This window comes from Klebsiella sp. G-Nf4 (assembly GCF_002810615.1).
Taxonomy (GTDB): Bacteria; Pseudomonadota; Gammaproteobacteria; order Enterobacterales; family Enterobacteriaceae; genus Klebsiella; species Klebsiella variicola.
Genome location: NZ_PION01000008.1, coordinates 245724 through 266107, shown reverse-complemented (window position 1 = coordinate 266107; position 20384 = coordinate 245724). Strand labels below are relative to the sequence as shown.

Genomic DNA, 20384 nt, shown 5'->3' with positions numbered 1-20384 from the left:
CAGCCCAGGCCGGATTGTTCGGGTTATGGTTCAGGAAATCACGCCACAGCACTTCGGCAATGTCAGCCATACCCATCGGGGCCCCCGGGTGGCCGGATTTGGCTTTCTGTACAGCGTCCATGCTCAGCGCACGAATAGCGTTAGCAAGCTCTTTACGTGAGGACATTTTGACTCCAGTTCGGACTGTTGAAGGCCATGCCCTTAACGACTTGACGAGAGCGCGTTTTGGGCTACGCCGGAAAAAAGTGTGAACAATGTAACCCAAGCGACAAGTCATGTACATGGAGCATCCTTTTGCCCTTTAAGAAATCTCTGGAACAGGTTGTGCTACCCCGGAATCCGCTCGCCCGCATCCTGCGATACTCTTTATAATTTACGCAGAATACGGTTCCCTGCCGTCGCCGTATTGTCGGATAAACAACCATAAGATTGTGGAAGATAAAAAAATGAAAATTCGCTCAACCGTACTTGCTCTTGGGATCGCAGCAACCCTCACCGGATGTCAGAACATGGACTCCAATGGTCTGCTCAGCTCAGGCGCCGAAGCCTTCCAGGCGTACTCCCTCAGCGACGCGCAGGTGAAAACCTTAAGCGACCAGGCCTGTAAAGAGATGGACGCCAAAGCGAAAATCGCCCCGGCCAGCAGTGAATACAGCCAGCGTTTGAGCAAAATCGCGACCGCGCTGGGCGATAACATCAATGGCCAGCCAGTGAACTACAAGGTCTATGAGACCAAGGATGTGAACGCCTTCGCGATGGCGAACGGCTGCATCCGCGTTTACAGCGGGCTGATGGACCTGATGAACGATAATGAAGTTGAAGCGGTTATCGGCCACGAAATGGGTCACGTTGCGCTGGGCCACGTGAAGAAAGGCATGCAGGTCGCGCTGGGGACCAACGCCGTGCGTGCGGCGGCGGCCTCCGCCGGCGGCATCGTCGGCAGCCTGTCGCAGTCGCAGCTGGGCGATTTAGGCGAAAAACTGGTGAACTCGCAGTTCTCCCAGCGTCAGGAATCGGAAGCGGATGACTACTCTTATGACCTGTTGCGTAAGCGCGGCATCAATCCGTCGGGACTGGCCACCAGCTTCGAAAAACTGGCCAAGCTGGAAGCCGGTCGTCAGAGCTCTATGTTTGACGATCACCCGGCCTCCGAAGCTCGCGCCCAGCATATTCGCGATCGCATGAAAGCCGACGGGATTAAATAATCGACAGCGGGAGGCATTATCGCCTCCCTTTTTTATATCCCTGTAAAAATATTTAGCCGCATGAATTGATAACTTAAGCGCACAAACCGTTAATTATTGCTGCACCTCGTTACAGCCAATTATTTTAAGCGCTGTCACTCAGCAAGATATTATTTGGCAAATAAAAAACAGCGTACACAATCCGCCTTTCAGAACCGCGTTCCTCCAGATAATAAATAGTCCACCCCTCTTCGCCAAACGCAGCCGGCGTGCGCCACACAGCTTGTTTCCTGGCGATACCATTGCTCACACAATGATTGCTTTCGACATTATTTCAGGAGAATATCGCGATTGCAGTGATTCCCTTGAATATATATCGACAGACAGAGAAGTGTCTTCAGTGAAAAAAGAATTATCCTTAATTGCACTTGGCATAATTGCCGCCGCACCGACTTTCGCCAGCCAACAATCCGCCAGTCAGGGCTTTATTGACGACAGCCATCTGGATCTCTTTTTACGTAACGCGTATATCAAACGTGATTATCGCGATGGGTTGCCGGATAAAGCCGAATGGGGCCAGGGGATTATCGCCACCTTCGAATCGGGCTTTACCCAGGGACCGGTCGGCTTTGGCGTGGACGGTATCGCTCAGTATGCGGTGCGCCTTGACGGCGGTCGCGGGCGCAGCGGCGCGGGCGGGATCGACTTTTTCGCCCAGGATGACGATGGCCGCGCGAAATCCGACCTCGCGAAATTCGGCGCTACCGGCAAAATGCGCTTTTCGAATACCGTGCTCAGCTACGGCAGCCAGCGGCCGATGCTGCCCATCGTCTACGCTGACGATTCACGCCTGCTGTACGAGAGCTATACCGGCACCATGCTCACCTCACGCGAAATCGACGGTCTGGAAATTAACGCCGGTTATCTCACCGACCAGCAGCGCAAAAGCGACGACAGCCATAACAGCGGCCTGAAAAGCCTGACCTTCGGCGGGGCAAGCTACCGGTTCAACGAGCAGCTCAGCGGCGCGCTGTACGCGTCACACGTCGAAGATGTGCTGAACAAACAGTATCTTGGCCTGAACTACAAGCAGCCGTTCGCCGCCGACCAACAGCTGGTTCTCGATTTCAACGGCTATAACTCACGCCTGGATCAAGAATATGCCGACGCCAATGACACCGGGCGCAGCAACAGCATCTGGAGCCTGGCCGCCAGCTACATCTGGGATATTCACACCTTTAAAGTCGCTTATCAGCAAAGCAGCGGCAGCACCGGTTACCACTACGGCGGTTACCAGAACCAGGGTGGCGTTGGCGATGGCGGGAACACCATCTGGCTGGCCAACTCCTACTGGTCTGATTTTAACGGTGAAGATGAACGCTCCTGGCAGGCATCGTACGGACTGGATTTCGCCGGGCTGGGATTACCGGGGCTGACCTGGACCACTGCCTACGTGCGCGGTGATAACATTAAAACGTCAGAGACCAGCAACGGCAAAGAACACGAATGGTTCAACCAGGTTCAATACCAGGTACAAAACGGCGTGGCGAAAGATTTGAAATTCAGACTACGCTATTCGGTGCTGCGCGTTTCCAGCAACGCCAGCGACTATAACGTTAGCGGGAATGAAGTCCGGTTCTACGTCGAATATCCGTTTAACGTATTTTGACACGATGATGACCCCTCTCCTGTGCGCCGGCCCTCTCCCGGCGCGCAGGAGCTCTCGCCCGGCGCCTTGATAACCCCTCTGTGCCGCGCGCAACCCTCTCCCGGGAAGGGAGAGGGTCGGGGTTACCCGGCTTATTCGCCCTTCTTCGCCGCCTGGATGTAGAGCATTTCCAGAGCAAGGGTCGCCGCCGCCAGAGCGGTGATTTCGGACTGATCGTAGGCCGGAGCGACTTCCACCACGTCCATCCCAACGATGTTCAGATCCTTCAGGCCACGCACCAGTTTGATCGCGCGGTCTGAGGTCAACCCACCGATAACCGGGGTCCCGGTGCCTGGCGCAAACGCCGGATCCAGACAGTCGATATCAAAGGTCAGGTACACCGGCATGTCGCCGACGATCTGCTTCACCTGGGAAATCACGTCATCAACGCTGCGGTCGTTGACCTGGCCGGCGTCCAGCACCGTAAAGCCATTATCTTTGTCGAACTCGGTACGGATACCGATCTGCACGGAGTGGTTTGGATCGATAAGCCCTTCGTTCGGCGCGGTGTAGAACATGGTGCCGTGGTCGAACTCGCAGCCGTTGGCGTAAGTGTCGGTGTGGGCATCGAAGTGCACCAGCGCCATTTTACCGAAGTGCTTAGCGTGGGCGCGCAGCAGCGGCAGGGTAACAAAGTGGTCACCGCCGAAGGAGAGCATGCGCTTGCCTGCCGCCAGCAGTTTCTCGGCGTGGGCCTGCAGTTTCTCGCTCATTTCGCGCGCGTCGCCGAAGGCGTATACCAGATCGCCGCAGTCCACCACGTTCAGGCGTTCGCGCATGTCGAAGTTCCACGGGAAACGGTTGTGCTCCCAGGCGAGGTTAGTGGAAACCTGACGGATCGCCGCCGGACCATGACGGCCACCCGCGCGCCCGGAGGTCGCCATATCAAACGGCACGCCGGTGATGACCCAGTCCGCATCGCTTTCATACGGCATGAAGTTCATTGGCAAACGCAGAAAGCCAAAGGCGTTGGATACCAGGGAGTTATCGTATTGATGACCTAAAGTGCTCATGGATATGACCTCTTCTCGCAGTCGTGGAACGTAAAAAATAAGTATAAAAAAACCCCTCCACGTCGTTAGGCCCGACGAGGAAGGGTTTGATAGATAAATCGCTTATTGGCGTGAATTATCGCCGGTAATGCATACGGGTTCAAGTGAGTATCGCATTCTGCCGGATGACGGCTTCGCCTTATCCGGCCTACCTTCACAGGCCCGGTAAGCGCAGCGCCACCGGGCATCAATGGTTACTCGTCTTCCAGATAAGTATAGCCGTACAGTCCCGCCTCAAACTCTTCGAGGAACTGCTGCTGCAGCGCGTCGTCCAGATCGGTGTTTTTCACCTGATCGCGGAACTGGGTCAGCAGCGTGTTCGGATCCAGCTGCACATACTGCAGCATATCCGCCACGGTATCGCCCTCGTCGGACAGCTCAACCTCAACGCTGCCATCAGGGAAGACGAACACGTCCACCGCCTCGGTGTCGCCGAACAGGTTATGCATGTTGCCGAGGATCTCCTGATAGGCCCCGACCATAAAGAAGCCCAGCATCGGCGGGTTCTCCGGGTCGTATTCCGGCATCGGCATGGTGGTGGCGATCCCATCGCCGTCCACATAGTGATCGATGGCACCATCGGAGTCGCAGGTGATGTCCAGCAGCACCGCGCGGCGCTCCGGCGACTTGTTCAGCCCTTCCAGCGGCATGACCGGGAACAGCTGATCGATCCCCCAGGCATCCGGCATCGACTGGAACAGCGAGAAGTTGACGTAGATTTTATCCGCCATGCGTTCCTGCAGCTCATCGATGATGGGACGATGCGCGCGGTTGCTCGGGTCGAGCTGCTTCTGCACTTCATGACACATGTTCAGATACAGCTGCTCGGCCCAGGCGCGCTCCTGCAGGTTGAAAGTGCCGGAGGAGTAGCCGATATGGATATCGTGCAGGTCCATCTGGCTATCGTGCAGCCATTCGCGCAGCGAGCGGCGGTTGCCGGTCTCGTGCATCTCCAGCCAGGTTTCCCACATGCTCTGCAGCGGACGCGCGGCGTCTTCCGCCGGCGGGGTCGCCTCAGTGTATTCGTTACGCTCCACGCCGATGATGTTGGAAACCAGCACGGTATGGTGCGCGGTCACCGCGCGGCCGGATTCGGTGATCACCGTCGGGTGCGGCAGGCCGTTCTCTTCGCAGGCATCGCCGATCGCCCAGATGATGTTGTTGGCGTATTCATTCAGACCGTAGTTCACCGAGCAGTCAGACTGCGAGCGGGTCCCTTCATAGTCCACGCCCAGACCGCCGCCGACGTCAAAGCACTGAATGTTGACGCCCAGCTTATGCAGTTCGACGTAGAAACGCGCGGATTCACGCACGCCGGTGGCGATGTCGCGAATGTTGGCCATCTGCGAGCCGAGGTGGAAGTGCAGCAGTTGCAGGCTCTCAAGATGCCCTGCGGCACGCAGGATCTCGACCAGCTGCAGTACCTGGGTCGCCGCGAGGCCAAACTTGGACTTCTCTCCGCCGGAGGATTGCCATTTGCCGGAGCCCTGAGAGGCCAGACGCGCACGCACGCCGAGGCGCGGCACCACGTTCAGGCGCTCGGCTTCTTCGAGCACGATGGCGATTTCCGACATCTTCTCGATGACCAGATAGACCTTGTGGCCCATCTTCTCGCCCACCAGCGCCAGACGGATGTATTCGCGGTCTTTATAGCCGTTACAGACGATGACGCTGCGGGTCATCCCGGCGTGCGCCAGCACGGCCATCAGTTCCGCTTTCGAACCGGCTTCCAGTCCCAGCGGCTCGCCGGAATGGATCAGCGATTCAATCACGCGACGGTGCTGGTTAACCTTAATCGGGTAGACGAGGAAGTAATCGCCGTTATAACCGTACGATTCACGCGCGCGTTTGAAGGCGGCGTTGATCGAGCGCAGGCGGTGCTGCAGGATCTGCGGGAAGCAGAACAGCGCCGGCAAACGTTGCCCTTGCGCCTCGCGGGCTTTGACTAATTCCGCGAGGTCCACGCGCGCTTCCGGGACGTCCGGATCCGGGCAAACGCTGATGTGGCCCAGTTCGTTGACGTCATAATAGTTATTGCCCCACCAGGCAATATTATAAGTACGCAGCATCTTGCTGGCTTCCTGGGAGCTCATCGCTACCTCCTGCATGGAACGTAGTACACCGTGTTCGCCTGCTGACGAAGGCGAAACCATAGACATGTCGTCAGACATAGCGAACCTCAATTTTTAATAATAAGTGTAAGACAGTTAACTACTATCGCAGTCCAAAGATGCGATAACAACCCATGAACAGTCCTAAAGCCCAGCACTATCTGCTGGTTTTGCGACTGCGCGACCGGTTTCTTATTCATATCATCGTAAAACACGTAGCCGAACAGAGTATGACAGTCCGGAGAAACCACGAGAAAACTCTTGCCTGGCAAGAGCGCCCTTGTTCAGTTTTCTGACGACCGACCGGCCCTGGAATCCTGAGAAGCGCCGAGATGGGGTGAACATCGGCTGGTTTGCATGAGAGAGATGCAGGTTGCGGAGTGCTGACGCGCGACAGAACGACGCGACGAATCAAGCGAAAAACGTTGGTTCATTATCTGGTATCACCTCCACACCGCCCTGCGACAGGGTCGGCGACAAGCCAAAGCTATACATACCGGGCAACAGGCGCTACGCCGCTGCGAGATTCTGTAAATACAGACTGCTTAACCCGGCTGGAAGTGGCACCACAGGGCGATGCCCCGTGCGCTTTTTTAATGAGCCGCGCGCGGCGTTTTATACCGAGAAGCAGGGTAAAAAGCAAAATAAAAATGTGTGCGTTTGCGTGGTTGTCAGGAAAATTTGCCAGGCGGGTTTTCCCATAAATGCGACCGCCATCAAAAAAGGCTGGAAATGGGCTCAAGAATTGACCTAAAATAGCCATCCAGAAGTTAATCCGTCTATACTGATTAACACTCAGACTGCTCGTGTCGCTACCTGCGCGGCTTTGCGCTGATTATCCACCAAAGCCACATTACACAACAGTATGAGCTATCCGAATCGTCCACAGGTGAAATAAAATATGGCAAAACACCTTTTTACGTCTGAGTCCGTATCAGAAGGGCATCCTGACAAAATTGCTGACCAAATCTCTGATGCCGTGCTGGATGCGATCCTCGAGCAGGATCCGAAAGCACGTGTCGCATGTGAAACCTATGTCAAAACCGGCATGGTGCTGGTAGGCGGCGAAATCACCACCAGCGCATGGGTTGATATCGAAGAGATCACCCGTAACACCGTCCGCGAAATTGGCTACGTGCATTCCGATATGGGCTTTGACGCCAACTCGTGTGCCGTTCTGAGCGCCATTGGTAAACAGTCTCCGGACATCAACCAGGGCGTCGACCGTGCCGACCCGCTGGAACAGGGCGCAGGCGACCAGGGTTTGATGTTTGGCTATGCGACCAACGAAACCGACGTGCTGATGCCAGCGCCGGTGACCTATGCTCACCGTCTGGTGCAGCGCCAGGCTGAAGTACGTAAAAACGGCACCCTGCCGTGGCTGCGTCCGGATGCGAAAAGCCAGGTGACCTTCCAGTATGACGACGGCAAAATCGTCGGCATCGATGCGGTGGTTCTGTCCACGCAGCACGCGGAAGATATTGACCAGAAATCTCTGCAGGAAGCGGTGATGGAAGAGATCATCAAGCCGACCCTGCCGACCGAATGGCTGAGCGCTTCGACCAAGTTCTTCATCAACCCGACCGGACGTTTCGTTATCGGCGGCCCGATGGGCGACTGCGGTCTGACCGGTCGTAAGATCATCGTTGATACCTACGGCGGCATGGCTCGTCATGGCGGCGGCGCGTTCTCCGGTAAAGATCCGTCTAAAGTTGACCGTTCCGCAGCCTACGCGGCGCGCTATGTGGCGAAAAACATCGTTGCCGCAGGCCTGGCCGATCGTTGTGAAATCCAGGTCTCCTACGCTATCGGCGTTGCTGAACCGACTTCCATCATGGTGGAAACTTTCGGCACCGAGAAAGTGCCTTCTGAACAGCTGACCCTGCTGGTGCGCGAGTTCTTCGACCTGCGTCCGTACGGCCTGATTCAGATGCTGGACCTGCTGCACCCGATCTACAAAGAAACCGCTGCCTACGGTCACTTTGGTCGCGAGCATTTCCCATGGGAAAAAACCGACAAAGCGGCTCTGCTGCGCGAAGCGGCCGGTCTGAAATAACCTCCCCGTTTCCTCTCTTCAAGGCCAGCCTCGCGCTGGCCTTTTTGTTTCCGTCGCCCTCCCCCTGCGCCTCGCTTCAGCGGAACGCTGCAACATGATGAAAGCGATTACATAGTGATGAATGCCACTTCCTGCCTACAGCAGGCATTTCATGCGTGTTTTTTTCACAATGTTACATATTGTTTCGGTCAACTCTGATTACCGTTTTTCAAATTGTCGACTATCCTTGCATATACTGCTGATTTAAAAAGCATTTAATGCATTACGTTTCTTTACCTTTGTGTAAACGATTACACAGCCGTGACTATAATCACGTTTTTTTACCGTCGAGTGTCCTACCCTAACCATCGACAGAATCAATAACTCAACTGGAGGGCGTTATGCCTGACAACAAAAAACAAGGGCGTTCGAACAAGACCATGACGTTCTTCGTCTGCTTCCTCGCCGCACTGGCTGGCCTGCTGTTCGGCCTTGATATCGGTGTTATTGCGGGTGCCTTACCCTTTATTGCCAATGAGTTCCAGATTTCAGCCCATACCCAGGAGTGGGTGGTCAGCTCCATGATGTTCGGTGCCGCCGTCGGTGCGGTCGGCAGCGGCTGGCTCTCCTTCAAACTGGGCCGTAAAAAAAGCCTGATGATCGGCGCCATCCTCTTTGTCGCCGGCTCTCTGTTCTCCGCTGCCGCGCCAAACGTCGAGATCCTACTGGTTTCCCGCGTGCTGCTGGGCCTGGCGGTGGGCGTTGCCTCTTATACTGCACCGCTGTATCTGTCGGAAATCGCGCCAGAGAAGATTCGCGGCAGTATGATTTCGATGTACCAGCTGATGATCACCATCGGGATCCTCGGCGCCTATCTCTCTGACACCGCCTTCAGCTATAGCGGCGCGTGGCGCTGGATGCTCGGTGTGATCATTATTCCGGCGATTTTACTGCTGATCGGTGTCATCTTCCTGCCGGACAGCCCGCGCTGGTTCGCTGCGAAACGTCGCTTCGTTGATGCTGAACGCGTGTTGCTGCGTCTGCGCGATACCAGCGCCGAAGCGAAACGTGAGCTTGACGAGATCCGCGAAAGCCTGAAGGTGAAACAGTCCGGCTGGTCGCTGTTCAAAGACAACAGCAACTTCCGCCGCGCGGTGTTCCTCGGTATTCTGCTGCAGGTGATGCAGCAGTTCACCGGCATGAACGTCATCATGTACTACGCACCGAAGATCTTTGAGCTGGCGGGCTATGCCAACACCACCGAGCAGATGTGGGGGACGGTGATCGTCGGTCTGACCAACGTGCTGGCCACCTTTATCGCTATCGGTCTGGTCGACCGCTGGGGCCGTAAACCGACGCTAATCCTCGGCTTTATCGTGATGGCCGCGGGCATGGGCGTGCTGGGTAGCATGATGCACATCGGCATTCACTCCTCTACCGCGCAGTACATCGCCGTCCTGATGCTGCTGATGTTCATCGTCGGTTTCGCCATGAGTGCCGGTCCGCTGATTTGGGTACTGTGTTCCGAAATCCAGCCGCTGAAAGGCCGCGACTTCGGCATCACCTGCTCCACAGCGACCAACTGGATTGCCAATATGATTGTCGGCGCCACCTTCCTGACCATGCTCAACTCGCTGGGCAGCGCCAATACCTTCTGGGTGTACGGCGGTCTGAACGTGCTGTTTATCCTGCTGACTATCTGGCTGATTCCGGAAACCAAAAACGTCTCGCTGGAACATATTGAACGTAACCTGATGCAGGGTCGTCCGCTGCGTGAAATCGGCGCCCGCGACTAACCCGCCTGAGCTTCCTCCCCTCCCGGGAGGAAGCTTCCTCTTGCTCTCCCCCGCCCGTCGCACTATCCTCTGGCGCTATGAAAACACCCCGTATTCCCATCGCTATTCAGCAGGCCGTGATGCGCAGCCTGCGGGAGCATCTCGCCAAAGCGAACCTCAAACTGGAACGCCGCTACGCGGAGCCGACGCTGGTCTACCAGCAGCGCGGTACCTCCGCCGGCACCGCCTGGCTGGAGAAAAACGAAATTCGTTTAAACCCGGTGCTGCTGCTGGAAAATCAGCAGGAGTTTATCGATGAAGTGGTACCGCACGAGCTGGCGCACCTGCTGGTCTGGCAGCACTTTGGCCGCGTCGCGCCGCACGGTAAAGAGTGGAAATGGATGATGGAGAGCGTCCTTGGCGTTCCCGCGCGTCGCACCCACCGTTTTGAACTCGATTCGGTCCGCCAGAACACCTTCCCCTATCGCTGTCGCTGTCAGCAGCATCAGCTCACCGTCCGTCGCCATAACCGGGTGGTGCGCGGCGAGGCCACCTACCGCTGCGTTCACTGCGGCGATCTGCTGGTGGCTGAAAAATAACCATCGGAATTAATTAGAAACTTTCTGATCTGACTGATTGCATCCGGCACCCTCATTCGCTACGTTGCGGGCTCGTTTTGACACGGAGTTAACGATGTCCCGTATGCATGTTTTAGCCGTAGCGGTATTGAGCACGGCAGTCAGTGGCCCGCTTGCGGCCGCCGGTATTAGTAGTTTTTCCCAGGCCAAGGCCGCTGGCGTCAAAGTGAACGCCGACGTTCCGGGCGACTTTTATTGCGGCTGTAAAATCGACTGGCAGGGTAAAAAAGGCGTTATCGATCTGGAATCTTGCGGCTATAAAGTGCGTAAAAATGAGAACCGCGCCAGCCGGGTTGAATGGGAACACGTGGTGCCAGCGTGGCAGTTCGGCCATCAGCGCCAGTGCTGGCAGGAAGGCGGGCGGCAAAACTGCGCCAAAGATCCGGAGTACCGCAAGATGGAAAGCGATATGCACAACCTGCAGCCGGCGGTGGGAGAAGTGAATGGCGATCGCGGCAACTTTATGTACAGCCAGTGGAACGGCGGTGAAGGCCAGTACGGCCAGTGCACTATGAAGGTCGATTTTAAAGATAAAGTCGCTGAGCCCCCTGCCCGCGCCCGCGGCGCCATCGCCCGCACCTACTTCTATATGCGCGACCGCTACCAGCTGAATCTTTCCCGCCAGCAAACTCAATTGTTTACCGCCTGGGATAAACAGTACCCGGTCACCGCCTGGGAATGTGAGCGCGATGAGCGCATCGCGAAAGTGCAGGGCAACCATAATCCGTATGTCCAGCAGGCTTGCCAGGCGCAAAAGAGCTAACCTACACTAGCGGCAATTGTTAATTTGCAGCCCTGTGCTTCCCGCCCGGTGGCGGGAAGCTGGCATCTGCGCAACGAACGGAATATCAAGCATGCGCATTCCTCGCATCCATCATCCAGAACGCCTCATTGTCGGCAGCCAGATTGCGCTGAGCGATGACGCGGCCAACCACGTCGGTCGCGTCCTGCGCATGGCCACCGGTCAGCACTTACAGCTTTTTGACGGCAGTAACCAGGTGTTTGACGCCGTCATCACCGAGGCTGGCAAGAAAAATGTCACGGTTGAGGTGCTCAGCGGCGACCCCGACGATCGTGAATCGCCGCTGCATATTCACTTAGGCCAGGTGATGTCGCGCGGTGAAAAAATGGAATTTACTATCCAGAAATCGATCGAACTCGGGGTAAGCCTCATAACGCCACTGTTTTCCGAGCGCTGCGGCGTTAAACTGGACGCCGAACGTTTGCAGAAGAAGATCCAGCAGTGGCAGAAAATCGCTATTGCCGCCTGCGAACAGAGCGGTCGTAACGTGGTACCGGAAATACGTCCGGCTATGCAGCTGGAAGAGTGGTGCGCCGAGCAGGACAGCGGGCTGAAGCTCAACCTGCACCCGCGCGCCAGCGCCAGCATTAATACGCTGCCGCTACCGGTTGAACGCGTCCGTTTGCTGATTGGTCCGGAAGGTGGGCTATCGGCAGAAGAGATAGCGATGACCGCGCAATACCAGTTTACTGATATCCTGTTGGGACCGCGCGTTCTGCGTACAGAGACTACTGCGCTCACCGCCATCACCGCCCTGCAGGTGCGTTTTGGCGACTTAGGTTGAGGCGTTAACGGAGAAGAACCATGATCAAGCTTGGCATCGTGATGGATCCCATCGCAACCATCAACATCAAGAAAGACACCAGCTTCGCTATGTTGCTGGAAGCGCAGCGTCGCGGCTATGAACTCCATTATATGGAGATGAACGACCTCTATTTGATCAACGGCGAAGCCCGCGCCCGTACGCGCACGCTGAGCGTCGAACAGAACTACGATAAATGGTATGACTTCACCGGTGAGCAGGATCTGCCGCTGGCCGATCTTGACGTTATTTTGATGCGTAAAGATCCGCCGTTCGATACCGAATTTATTTATGCGACCTACATCCTGGAGCGGGCAGAAGAGAAAGGCACGCTTATCGTCAACAAGCCGCAGAGCCTGCGCGACTGTAACGAGAAACTGTTCACCGCCTGGTTCTCTGAACTGACGCCGGAAACGCTGGTCACCCGCAATAAAGCCCAGCTGAAAGCCTTCTGGGAAAAACACGGCGATATCATCATGAAGCCGCTCGACGGCATGGGCGGCGCCTCTATTTTCCGCGTCAAAGCCGGCGATCCGAACCTTGGCGTGATCACGGAGACCCTGACCGAGCTCGGCAGCCGCTACTGCATGGCGCAGAACTATCTGCCCGCCATTAAAGACGGCGACAAGCGCGTGCTGGTGGTGGACGGCGAGCCGGTGCCTTACTGCCTGGCGCGTATTCCGCAGGGTGGCGAGACCCGCGGTAATCTGGCCGCTGGCGGCCGTGGCGAAGCTCGCCCGTTGACCGAAAGCGACTGGGAAATTGCCCGCCGCGTCGGCCCGACGCTGAAAGCCAAAGGTCTTATCTTCGTCGGCCTGGATATCATCGGCGACCGTCTGACGGAAATTAACGTCACCAGCCCCACCTGCGTGCGTGAGATTGAAGCCGCCTTCCCGGATATTTCGATCACCGGCATGCTGATGGACGCTATCGAAAGACGTATCACCAAATAAACACCAGGGCGGATAAACGTCCGCTCATGGCGCAGCGAGCGCGGTTGACCGCGCTCGTGAAACGCTGCCAGCCAGGCGCCACTCGGGCGCCAGCCAGATAAAGTGCATCGACACTATTCTACTTTGCCCGCATACTGGGTGTTGCTTTTTGAACCAGGAACAGAACCTCTGACAATGAATTTACAGCATCACTTTCTGATTGCCATGCCTGCGCTTCAGGATCCTATTTTCCGCCGCTCCGTGGTCTATATCTGCGAGTATAACGACGAGGGAGCCATGGGCATTATTATCAATAAGCCGCTGGAAAATCTGCAGGTGGAAGGGATCCTTGAGAAGCTCAAGATTGTTCCGGAGCCGCGCAATCCGGAGATCCGTCTGGATAAACCGGTGATGCTGGGCGGCCCGCTGGCGGAAGACCGCGGCTTTATTCTGCATACCCCACCCTCTGACTTCTCCTCGAGTATCCGCATTTCGGATAATACAGTGGTCACCACCTCGCGGGATGTTCTTGAAACCTTAGGTACCGACAGACAGCCGGGCAACGTACTGGTTGCGCTGGGCTACTCCTCATGGGAGAAAGGGCAACTGGAGCAAGAGATTTTAGATAATGCCTGGCTCACCGCCCCTGCTGACCAGAATATTCTCTTCCGCACGCCCATCGCCGATCGCTGGCGCGAGGCGGCTAAACTGATTGGTATCGACATTGTGACGATGCCAGGCGTCGCGGGGCATGCATGATGAGCGGAACCTTTCTCGGCTTTGATTTCGGCACCAAAAGCATCGGCGTGGCGGTGGGGCAACGCATCACCGCAACCGCGCGACCATTACCGGCGCTGAAGGCGCAGGACGGTAAACCGGACTGGAATATCATCGAAAAACTGCTCAAAGAGTGGCAGCCTGAGGCGGTGATCGTTGGCCTGCCGCTGAATATGGACGGCACCGAGCAACCGCTGACGGCGCGCGCACGGAATTTCGCCAATAAAATTCATGGCCGCTTTGGCGTCGCGATCGTCCTTCACGATGAACGTCTGAGTACGGTGGAGGCTCGGGCAGGCTTATTTGAACACGGCGGCTACCGGGCGCTGAATAAAGGTAGCGTTGATTCGGCTTCAGCCGTGGTCATTCTGGAAAGCTACTTCGAGCAGAGCTTTTAGGCTCTGCTCTCCTGCGCCGCCGGCAAATTGCTGACGGCGCGCTTCAGGCCGCTTAGTGGCGCAGATGTTCGTTCGCCCAGCTCACCGCTTGAGTACGATTCTTCACGCTCAGTTTACGAAACACATTGTACAGGTGCGTACGCACCGTGTTCTCGCTGATAAACAGGGCACGGGCAATATCCAGATTCGTCGCCCCACAGCGCAGCTCGTTGAGGATCTCACATTCCCGCTCAGTGAGTGGCGAGTTCTCAACGGGCGCCGATGCATGGTCCGCAGCGTACATCGCCGGGTGCATCACGCTCAATTCAGCCGTCTGTTCGCCGTTCAGTACGGCCTTAACGCCCTCAATTAAGCGCGATTCATCATCGTCATGGCGGAACACGCCATATAAAGCCGGCCACTGCGCCATTTCGTATAACTCATACTTTTGTGCGCTATTAATAATCAACAAGCGAGGATTATCTGCCTGCAGTCGAATAATGTCTCGCCACACCCCATTTAATTTCTTATTTGACACTGCAATATCAAATAATATTACCGAATCTTTCGCCAGGCGCTGCGCCAGTGGTTTATTAATGTTTTGTAAAACCACTGGTGCCATCAGGGTTTCACTCAGATAGCTGGCAAAGGCTTTGCTCTGAATTGACGGGTGGGTAATAAATGTAACCTGACGAGAAGATGATGAATTTCCATTAAAATTAATCACTTAAAACTCTCCTTAGCTGCTACCCACCGCCATGGTGGTTAAATGAATAAAAAAATATACAAACAGTCGTGAATTTATAAATAGCCTTGGCAACTTACAAATTGAAACGTTATTCCATGAGAATCATCCTATTCCCGTAAACAGCATAAATCGAATACCTCAAAGCTGTCAAAAGGTAATCAAACTTTTTTCCTGGAAATGCGTATTCACTGTCGACATATCGCAACTGAATGTGTTATTTGAATTTATTCAGAATGGTTATTTGTATTACCAAATAATATAAATAAACAGCCATCAAACATTCAGTTAACATATCATTTAACCCACCCTGCCTGCTTCACGCTTCTCTTACAGCTCGCCTGCGGCGACACGTTGCTGAAAACTCTGCGTAAATGTCAGCATTCCGGCCTGCATCCCGGTCTGCATCACGCCGGGCAACTGGTGCACTTTTCCTTCACGGATCAAATTCGCCACGGCGGGGGTATTGACCAAAAGCTCGTATAGCGCAACTCTCCCGCCCTGACGTGCAGGTAACAATTTTTGCGCCAGCACCGCGCACAGGCTTCCGGCCAGCTGACTACGAACCTGATCTTTCTCCTCTGCCGGAAAGACATCGATCAATCTCTCCACTGCCGGCGCCGCACCGCGGGTGTGTAACGTCGCCATCACCAGATGCCCGGTCTCCGCAGCCGTTAACGCCAGACGAATGGTTTCGCTGTCGCGTAGCTCGCCGAGCAGGATCACATCCGGATCCTGGCGCAGCGCCACGCGGAGCGCCGCGGCGAATGAAGGACAGTGACGGCCAACCTCTCGCTGCTGGATCAGGCAGCGCTCGCTGTGATGAATAAACTCCACTGGGTCCTCCAGGGTCAGAATATGGCCATCAAGACGCTGATTGAGATGCCCCACCATCGCCGCCAGGGTGGTCGACTTGCCGCTGCCCGTCGCTCCGGTGACCAGCAGCAGGCCACTCTCTTCCGCCAGCAGTTCACTCAGCGCAGGCGGGGCGCCCAGCGTCTCCAGACGCGGGCACTGTTCAGGAAGGAGCCGCAACACCAGTGATATTCCACGCGTATGGGCGAAAGCGCTGGCGCGCAACCGCGAACCGCAGGCCAGGGTCAGCGCAAAGTCAATCTGGCCGTGTTCCTGCCAGTGCTGTAACTGTGCGGCATCAAGCCAGCAGTTGAGTAAATCCGGGATATCCGGCGCGGGAAAGGGGGCGGGCTCCAGCCTGCCCTGTCGCCGCCAGCGCGGTGCGGCGGAATTGCACAGGTGTAGATCGGAGACATTATGCTTTACACTAAGGGCTACGATTTCTTCCAGCTTCATAACTCATCCTCGGAATATGAACGATATTGCGCATAACCTGGCACAGGTCCGGGACAAAATCTCCGGTGCCGCCGCTCGTTGCGGGCGTGCGCCAGAAGAAGTGACATTGCTTGCAGTGAGTAAAACAAAACCTGCGAGCGCGATCGAAGAAGCCATCGCGGCAGGCCAGCGGGCATTTGGTGAAAACTACGTCCAGGAGGGCGTGGAAAAGATTAACCATTTCCAGCAGGCCGGCGTCAGTGGGCTGCAGTGGCACTTTATTGGCCCTCTACAGTCCAACAAAAGCCGGCTGGTGGCAGAGCATTTTGACTGGTGCCATACCGTCGATCGGCTGAAAATTGCCACCCGCCTGAACGAACAGCGCCCGGCGCATCTGCCGCCGCTGAAGGTGCTGATTCAAATCAACATCAGCGATGAGCAGAGCAAATCCGGCATACCGCTGGAAGCGCTCGATGGATTAGCGGCAGAGATCGCTGAGTTACCTCATCTGGAGCTGCGCGGTCTGATGGCCATCCCAGCGCCTGAGTCAGAATATGTAAGGCAGTTTGCCGTCGCCCAGCAAATGGCGGTAGCATTTGCGCGATTAAAAACGCGGTACCCCACGGTCGATACGTTGTCTCTGGGAATGTCGGACGATATGGAAGCCGCAATCGCGGCGGGAAGCACGATGGTGCGCATCGGCACAGCTATTTTTGGTGCGCGCGACTACAGCAAATAATAAGGAATCTGAGGAACGCCATGAAGACGTTGACTTTCCTGCTTTCAACGGTCATTGAGCTTTATACGATGGTCGTGTTGTTACGCGTCTGGATGCAGTGGGCGCGCTGCGACTTTTACAACCCGTTTTCGCAGTTTGTGGTGAAGGCCACGCAGCCGATTGTCGGGCCGCTGCGCCGGATTATCCCGGCGATGGGGCCGATTGACAGCGCCTCGCTGCTGGTGGCATTTATTCTCTGCGTCATCAAAGCGATCGTGCTGTTTATGGTGATCACCTTCCAGCCGATCATCTGGATCTCCGCCCTGCTTATTCTGCTGAAAACCATCGGCTCGTTGATCTTCTGGGTGCTGCTGTTGATGGCGATCATGAGCTGGGTCAGCCAGGGCCGTAGTCCGGTGGAGTACGTGCTGATGCAGCTGGCGGACCCGCTGCTGCGCCCTATCCGCAACCTGCTGCCGTCGATGGGCGGTATCGATTTCTCACCGATGGTGCTGGTGCTGCTGCTGTACGTGATTAATATGGGCGTCGCCGAGGTGCTGCAGGCCACCGGTAACGTGCTGCTGCCGGGGCTGTGGATGGCGCTATGAGTGCCGTTGAAACCTGTGCTGACGGGCTGGTGCTGAGGCTGTACATTCAGCCGAAGGCCAGCCGCGATAGCATCGTGGGCGTACATGGCGACGAGCTCAAAGTCGCCATTACCGCCCCGCCCGTTGATGGCCAGGCCAATGCCCACCTGGTGAAATTTCTCGCCAAACAGTTCCGCGTAGCCAAAAGCCAGGTACTGATTGAAAAAGGCGAGCTGGGTCGCCATAAGCAAGTTAAAATCATCGCCCCACAACAGATCCCGACTGCGGTCGCGGCGCTAACTGAATAAACAGGATTCATCATGCAAAAAGTCGTCCTCGCGACCGGCAACGCCGGTAAAGTGCGCGAACTGGCCTCGCTGCTGGAAGATTTTGGTCTCGATATCGTCGCTCAGACCGAGCTGGGCGTGGACTCTGCGGAAGAGACCGGCCTGACCTTTATTGAAAACGCGATTCTGAAAGCGCGTCATGCGGCACAGATCACCGGCCTGCCGGCCATCGCCGACGATTCCGGTCTGGCCGTCGATGCTCTTGGCGGCGCGCCGGGTATTTACTCCGCCCGCTATTCCGGCGTCAACGCCACCGACCAGCAGAATCTTGAGAAGCTGCTCGACGCGTTAAAGGACGTGCCGGACGACAAGCGTCAGGCGCAGTTTCACTGCGTGCTGGTCTATCTGCGCCATGCCGAAGATCCCACGCCGCTGGTATGCCACGGCAGCTGGCCTGGGGTAATCACCCGACAAGCCGCCGGTACGGGTGGCTTCGGCTACGACCCGATCTTCTTCGTCCCGTCAGAAGGGAAAACCGCGGCTGAACTGAGCCGTGAAGAAAAGAGTGCGATTTCCCATCGTGGGCAAGCGCTAAAACTGTTACTGGAAGCATTACGTAATGGCTAATTTGCCGCCGCTGAGTCTCTATATTCATATTCCCTGGTGCGTGCAGAAATGCCCGTACTGCGACTTTAATTCGCATGCGCTGAAAGGCGAGGTGCCGCATGACGATTACGTCCAGCATCTGCTAAACGATCTGCAGGCCGATGCGCAATATGCCCAGGGACGGGAAATAGGCACTATTTTTATCGGCGGCGGTACGCCGAGCCTGCTGTCCGGCCCGGCCATGCAAACTCTGCTGGATGGCGTCCGCGCCTGCCTGCCGCTGGCCGCCGGGGCGGAAATCACTATGGAAGCCAATCCGGGCACCGTGGAGGCCGATCGCTTCGTTGATTACCAGCGCGCCGGGGTAAACCGCATCTCCATCGGCGTACAAAGCTTTAGCGAACCGAAGCTGCAGCGCCTGGGGCGGATCCACGGTCCGGAAGAGGCCAAACGCGCGGCACGTCTCGCCAGCGGCCTGGGCCTGCGCAGCTTCAATCTCGACCTGATGCACGGTTTGCCGGACCAGTCGCTGGAGGAGGCGCTGGACGATCTGCGTCAGGCGATTGCGCTGAATCCACCGCACCTGTCGTGGTACCAGCTGACCATTGAGCCGAACACCCTGTTCGGTTCCCGGCCGCCGGTGCTGCCGGATGACGACGCGCTATGGGATATTTTCGAGCAGGGGCATCAGCTGCTGAGCGCCGCCGGCTATCAGCAGTACGAGACTTCCGCCTACGCTAAACCGGGCTTCCAGTGTCAGCATAATCTCAACTACTGGCGCTTTGGCGACTACCTCGGCGTCGGCTGCGGCGCGCACGGTAAGATAACCTTCCCTGACGGACGCATCCTGCGGACCGCCAAAACCCGCCACCCACGCGGGTATATGGAGGGCCGCTACCTCGAGCGTCAGCATGATGTGGAAGAGGCGGATAAACCGTTTGAGTTCTTTATGAACCGTTTCCGCCTGCTGGAGGCCGCGCCGCGCGCAGAATTTAGCCGCTATACCGGTCTTGAGGAAGCGGTGATCCGCCCCCAGCTGGACGCGGCGATAGCCCAGGGGTATCTACAGGAAGACGAGCAGAACTGGCAGATCACCGAGCACGGTAAGCTGTTTTTGAATTCCCTGCTTGAGTTATTTCTGAACGAGTAAACGCAGAGGCGGTCCTGTCGGAAAGCGGACCGCCATGTCTTTATTTCAGCGAGCCAACCAGCGATTTCCGGCTATCCTCCAGCGAGACCACCCGGCTGCAGACGTCCTTACCAAACTGCTGGAAATCGGCCTCCTGGTTTTTCCATTCATCCTGAATCGCCGTTTGTAGGCCGCCGAGGCTGCCGAGAATGCCCTGTAGCGGGTTGCCGCCGCCTTTGAGCACCGCTTTCGCGCCCATCTCGTTAATACTGTCCTGCAGAATGCCGCCCATCGCCTGATTCACCAGTTGCTGGCCATCGGCGCGTACCTGGTCGATAGCTTTATAGTGGAAGGTCAGGCCATCGCTGCGGCGCTCAATGATGCGGTTCATCTGTTCTTTCAGCTGCGCGTCCAGCTTGGTCAGGCGACCGTGCATGCTGCTGTTGGCGCCAACCTGTTCAGTGATGATTTTATCCAGCGCCTTACGGCCTTTTTCGACTCGCGAACGCGCACCTTCGTCAATCCACGGCAGGCTGCTGCGCAGGCTGGCCTGGTAATCCTGCGCCTGTTCGCGCTGGGCGGCGCTCAGAGTATAGGCTTTACCGTTAAAGGTCAGGTTGCCGTCCGGCTTTATCACCAGATTGCCGTTTTCCCCTTTCACCTGCACCTGCTGCGGGCTAAGGATCACATCGTCACGCGGCGTGACGCTACACTGGTAGTCCGCATGGGCAGACAAAGCGGTGACGGAGAGCGCCACCGCCAGCAGCGTTTTACGCATCATAAAACTCCCTTAAGACAAAACGGGCCGGCAGTTGCCGACCCTTGTCAA

Annotated in this window: 23 protein-coding genes; 15 read left to right on the top strand and 8 right to left on the bottom strand. The window is 56.5% G+C overall.

The annotated features are described in order from the left end of the window. Window positions 1-166, bottom strand: a 166-nt coding sequence (locus CWM57_RS18110; RefSeq protein WP_169300784.1) for a hypothetical protein, incomplete at its 3' end; no start/stop codon positions are given. Window positions 167-446: 280 nt separating this feature from the next. On the opposite strand from CWM57_RS18110, the gene CWM57_RS18105 reads away from it, so the two are divergent. Together CWM57_RS18105 and CWM57_RS18100 are read left to right on the top strand one after the other, a co-directional pair. Next, entirely contained in the window at window positions 447-1205 is a 759-nt protein-coding gene (locus CWM57_RS18105; RefSeq protein ID WP_012540572.1) for a M48 family metallopeptidase, read from the top strand. A gap of 379 nt (window positions 1206-1584) precedes the next feature. Further along, window positions 1585-2853 (top strand): OprD family outer membrane porin, encoded by a 1269-nt coding sequence (locus CWM57_RS18100; protein WP_074387597.1) that lies wholly within the window; start codon window positions 1585-1587, stop codon window positions 2851-2853. Between the two features lie 131 nt (window positions 2854-2984). On the opposite strand, the gene speB is transcribed toward CWM57_RS18100, so the two are convergent. From speB to CWM57_RS28230, 4 genes are all read right to left on the bottom strand, one after another. Then, window positions 2985-3905 carry an agmatinase gene (gene speB, locus CWM57_RS18095; protein WP_100676284.1) on the bottom strand — a complete coding sequence of 307 codons (921 nt, stop codon included), beginning with the start codon at window positions 3903-3905 and terminating at the stop codon, window positions 2985-2987. 233 nt (window positions 3906-4138) lie between these two features. Continuing rightward, the gene (speA, locus tag CWM57_RS18090; protein ID WP_071839037.1) at window positions 4139-6115 is read right to left on the bottom strand and encodes a biosynthetic arginine decarboxylase; all 1977 of its coding nucleotides are present in this window, start codon (window positions 6113-6115) and stop codon (window positions 4139-4141) included. 8 nt (window positions 6116-6123) lie between these two features. Continuing rightward, window positions 6124-6255 carry an acid stress response protein YqgB gene (gene yqgB / locus CWM57_RS18085; RefSeq protein ID WP_002916578.1) on the bottom strand — a complete coding sequence of 44 codons (132 nt, stop codon included), beginning with the start codon at window positions 6253-6255 and terminating at the stop codon, window positions 6124-6126. A gap of 287 nt (window positions 6256-6542) precedes the next feature. After that, window positions 6543-6818, bottom strand: coding sequence for a hypothetical protein (locus CWM57_RS28230; protein ID WP_136027425.1), 276 nt, complete (start codon window positions 6816-6818; stop codon window positions 6543-6545). Between the two features lie 138 nt (window positions 6819-6956). On the opposite strand from CWM57_RS28230, the gene metK reads away from it, so the two are divergent. From metK to ruvX, 8 genes are all read left to right on the top strand, one after another. Then, window positions 6957-8111 (top strand): methionine adenosyltransferase, encoded by a 1155-nt coding sequence (metK, locus tag CWM57_RS18075; protein ID WP_061153336.1) that lies wholly within the window; start codon window positions 6957-6959, stop codon window positions 8109-8111. A gap of 380 nt (window positions 8112-8491) precedes the next feature. After that, complete coding sequence (locus CWM57_RS18070; protein ID WP_061153335.1) at window positions 8492-9886, top strand: sugar porter family MFS transporter; 1395 nt, start codon at window positions 8492-8494, stop codon at window positions 9884-9886. 77 nt (window positions 9887-9963) lie between these two features. Further along, window positions 9964-10464, top strand: a complete 501-nt coding sequence (locus CWM57_RS18065; protein WP_074387596.1) for a SprT family zinc-dependent metalloprotease — start codon at window positions 9964-9966, stop codon at window positions 10462-10464. A gap of 94 nt (window positions 10465-10558) precedes the next feature. Further along, window positions 10559-11266, top strand: a complete 708-nt coding sequence (gene endA / locus CWM57_RS18060; protein ID WP_100631832.1) for a deoxyribonuclease I — start codon at window positions 10559-10561, stop codon at window positions 11264-11266. A 91-nt stretch (window positions 11267-11357) separates the two neighbouring features. Further along, window positions 11358-12089, top strand: coding sequence for a 16S rRNA (uracil(1498)-N(3))-methyltransferase (gene rsmE / locus CWM57_RS18055; protein ID WP_061153332.1), 732 nt, complete (start codon window positions 11358-11360; stop codon window positions 12087-12089). Window positions 12090-12109: 20 nt separating this feature from the next. Then, window positions 12110-13060, top strand: a complete 951-nt coding sequence (gshB, locus tag CWM57_RS18050; protein WP_008806462.1) for a glutathione synthase — start codon at window positions 12110-12112, stop codon at window positions 13058-13060. A gap of 174 nt (window positions 13061-13234) precedes the next feature. Beyond that, the gene (locus CWM57_RS18045; RefSeq protein WP_012540566.1) at window positions 13235-13798 is read left to right on the top strand and encodes a YqgE/AlgH family protein; all 564 of its coding nucleotides are present in this window, start codon (window positions 13235-13237) and stop codon (window positions 13796-13798) included. Further along, window positions 13798-14214: a Holliday junction resolvase RuvX gene (gene ruvX, locus CWM57_RS18040; protein WP_061156319.1), complete on the top strand. Its 417-nt coding sequence runs from the start codon at window positions 13798-13800 to the stop codon at window positions 14212-14214. Before CWM57_RS18045 ends, ruvX begins: the two co-directional genes overlap by 1 nt. A 52-nt stretch (window positions 14215-14266) precedes the next feature. Here the strand turns inward: ruvX and CWM57_RS18035 are convergent, their stop codons facing one another. Both CWM57_RS18035 and CWM57_RS18030 read right to left on the bottom strand, forming a co-directional pair. Next, window positions 14267-14920: a LuxR family transcriptional regulator gene (locus CWM57_RS18035; RefSeq protein ID WP_074387594.1), complete on the bottom strand. Its 654-nt coding sequence runs from the start codon at window positions 14918-14920 to the stop codon at window positions 14267-14269. Between the two features lie 348 nt (window positions 14921-15268). After that, window positions 15269-16249, bottom strand: a complete 981-nt coding sequence (locus CWM57_RS18030; RefSeq protein WP_074387593.1) for a type IV pilus twitching motility protein PilT — start codon at window positions 16247-16249, stop codon at window positions 15269-15271. A 16-nt stretch (window positions 16250-16265) separates the two neighbouring features. Between CWM57_RS18030 and CWM57_RS18025 the strand changes: the two genes are divergently transcribed. Genes CWM57_RS18025 through hemW form a run of 5 tightly spaced genes read left to right on the top strand, consistent with a single transcriptional unit; the run spans window position 16266 to window position 19576 of the window. Beyond that, entirely contained in the window at window positions 16266-16967 is a 702-nt protein-coding gene (locus CWM57_RS18025; RefSeq protein ID WP_012540563.1) for a YggS family pyridoxal phosphate-dependent enzyme, read from the top strand. Between the two features lie 20 nt (window positions 16968-16987). Beyond that, window positions 16988-17554 carry a YggT family protein gene (locus CWM57_RS18020; RefSeq protein WP_004205182.1) on the top strand — a complete coding sequence of 189 codons (567 nt, stop codon included), beginning with the start codon at window positions 16988-16990 and terminating at the stop codon, window positions 17552-17554. Continuing rightward, window positions 17551-17841, top strand: coding sequence for a DUF167 family protein YggU (yggU, locus tag CWM57_RS18015; RefSeq protein WP_002916614.1), 291 nt, complete (start codon window positions 17551-17553; stop codon window positions 17839-17841). Before CWM57_RS18020 ends, yggU begins: the two co-directional genes overlap by 4 nt. Window positions 17842-17853: 12 nt before the next feature. Beyond that, a complete protein-coding gene (locus CWM57_RS18010; RefSeq protein WP_074387592.1) occupies window positions 17854-18447 on the top strand; it encodes an XTP/dITP diphosphatase in 594 nt (197 codons plus the stop codon). Continuing rightward, window positions 18440-19576, top strand: coding sequence for a radical SAM family heme chaperone HemW (hemW, locus tag CWM57_RS18005; RefSeq protein ID WP_100676283.1), 1137 nt, complete (start codon window positions 18440-18442; stop codon window positions 19574-19576). Before CWM57_RS18010 ends, hemW begins: the two co-directional genes overlap by 8 nt. A 40-nt stretch (window positions 19577-19616) precedes the next feature. Here hemW and CWM57_RS18000 read toward each other — a convergent pair whose 3' ends face one another. After that, window positions 19617-20336, bottom strand: coding sequence for a DUF2884 domain-containing protein (locus CWM57_RS18000; protein ID WP_012540560.1), 720 nt, complete (start codon window positions 20334-20336; stop codon window positions 19617-19619). Between the last annotated feature and the right edge of the window lie 48 nt (window positions 20337-20384).

Bases quoted from the DNA above. Each gene is read 5' to 3' on its own strand.
- CWM57_RS18105 (WP_012540572.1), top strand. From the start codon at position 447: ATGAAAATTCGCTCAACCGTACTTGCTCTTGGGATCGCAGCAACCCTC.
- speB (WP_100676284.1), bottom strand. From the start codon at position 3,905: ATGAGCACTTTAGGTCATCAATACGATAACTCCCTGGTATCCAACGCC.
- speA (WP_071839037.1), bottom strand. From the start codon at position 6,115: ATGTCTGACGACATGTCTATGGTTTCGCCTTCGTCAGCAGGCGAACAC.
- yqgB (WP_002916578.1), bottom strand. From the start codon at position 6,255: ATGAATAAGAAACCGGTCGCGCAGTCGCAAAACCAGCAGATAGTGCTG.
- CWM57_RS28230 (WP_136027425.1), bottom strand. From the start codon at position 6,818: ATGGCTATTTTAGGTCAATTCTTGAGCCCATTTCCAGCCTTTTTTGAT.
- metK (WP_061153336.1), top strand. From the start codon at position 6,957: ATGGCAAAACACCTTTTTACGTCTGAGTCCGTATCAGAAGGGCATCCT.
- CWM57_RS18070 (WP_061153335.1), top strand. From the start codon at position 8,492: ATGCCTGACAACAAAAAACAAGGGCGTTCGAACAAGACCATGACGTTC.
- CWM57_RS18065 (WP_074387596.1), top strand. From the start codon at position 9,964: ATGAAAACACCCCGTATTCCCATCGCTATTCAGCAGGCCGTGATGCGC.
- endA (WP_100631832.1), top strand. From the start codon at position 10,559: ATGTCCCGTATGCATGTTTTAGCCGTAGCGGTATTGAGCACGGCAGTC.
- rsmE (WP_061153332.1), top strand. From the start codon at position 11,358: ATGCGCATTCCTCGCATCCATCATCCAGAACGCCTCATTGTCGGCAGC.
- gshB (WP_008806462.1), top strand. From the start codon at position 12,110: ATGATCAAGCTTGGCATCGTGATGGATCCCATCGCAACCATCAACATC.
- CWM57_RS18045 (WP_012540566.1), top strand. From the start codon at position 13,235: ATGAATTTACAGCATCACTTTCTGATTGCCATGCCTGCGCTTCAGGAT.
- ruvX (WP_061156319.1), top strand. From the start codon at position 13,798: ATGAGCGGAACCTTTCTCGGCTTTGATTTCGGCACCAAAAGCATCGGC.
- CWM57_RS18030 (WP_074387593.1), bottom strand. From the start codon at position 16,249: ATGAAGCTGGAAGAAATCGTAGCCCTTAGTGTAAAGCATAATGTCTCC.
- CWM57_RS18025 (WP_012540563.1), top strand. From the start codon at position 16,266: ATGAACGATATTGCGCATAACCTGGCACAGGTCCGGGACAAAATCTCC.
- CWM57_RS18020 (WP_004205182.1), top strand. From the start codon at position 16,988: ATGAAGACGTTGACTTTCCTGCTTTCAACGGTCATTGAGCTTTATACG.
- yggU (WP_002916614.1), top strand. From the start codon at position 17,551: ATGAGTGCCGTTGAAACCTGTGCTGACGGGCTGGTGCTGAGGCTGTAC.
- CWM57_RS18010 (WP_074387592.1), top strand. From the start codon at position 17,854: ATGCAAAAAGTCGTCCTCGCGACCGGCAACGCCGGTAAAGTGCGCGAA.
- hemW (WP_100676283.1), top strand. From the start codon at position 18,440: ATGGCTAATTTGCCGCCGCTGAGTCTCTATATTCATATTCCCTGGTGC.
- CWM57_RS18000 (WP_012540560.1), bottom strand. From the start codon at position 20,336: ATGATGCGTAAAACGCTGCTGGCGGTGGCGCTCTCCGTCACCGCTTTG.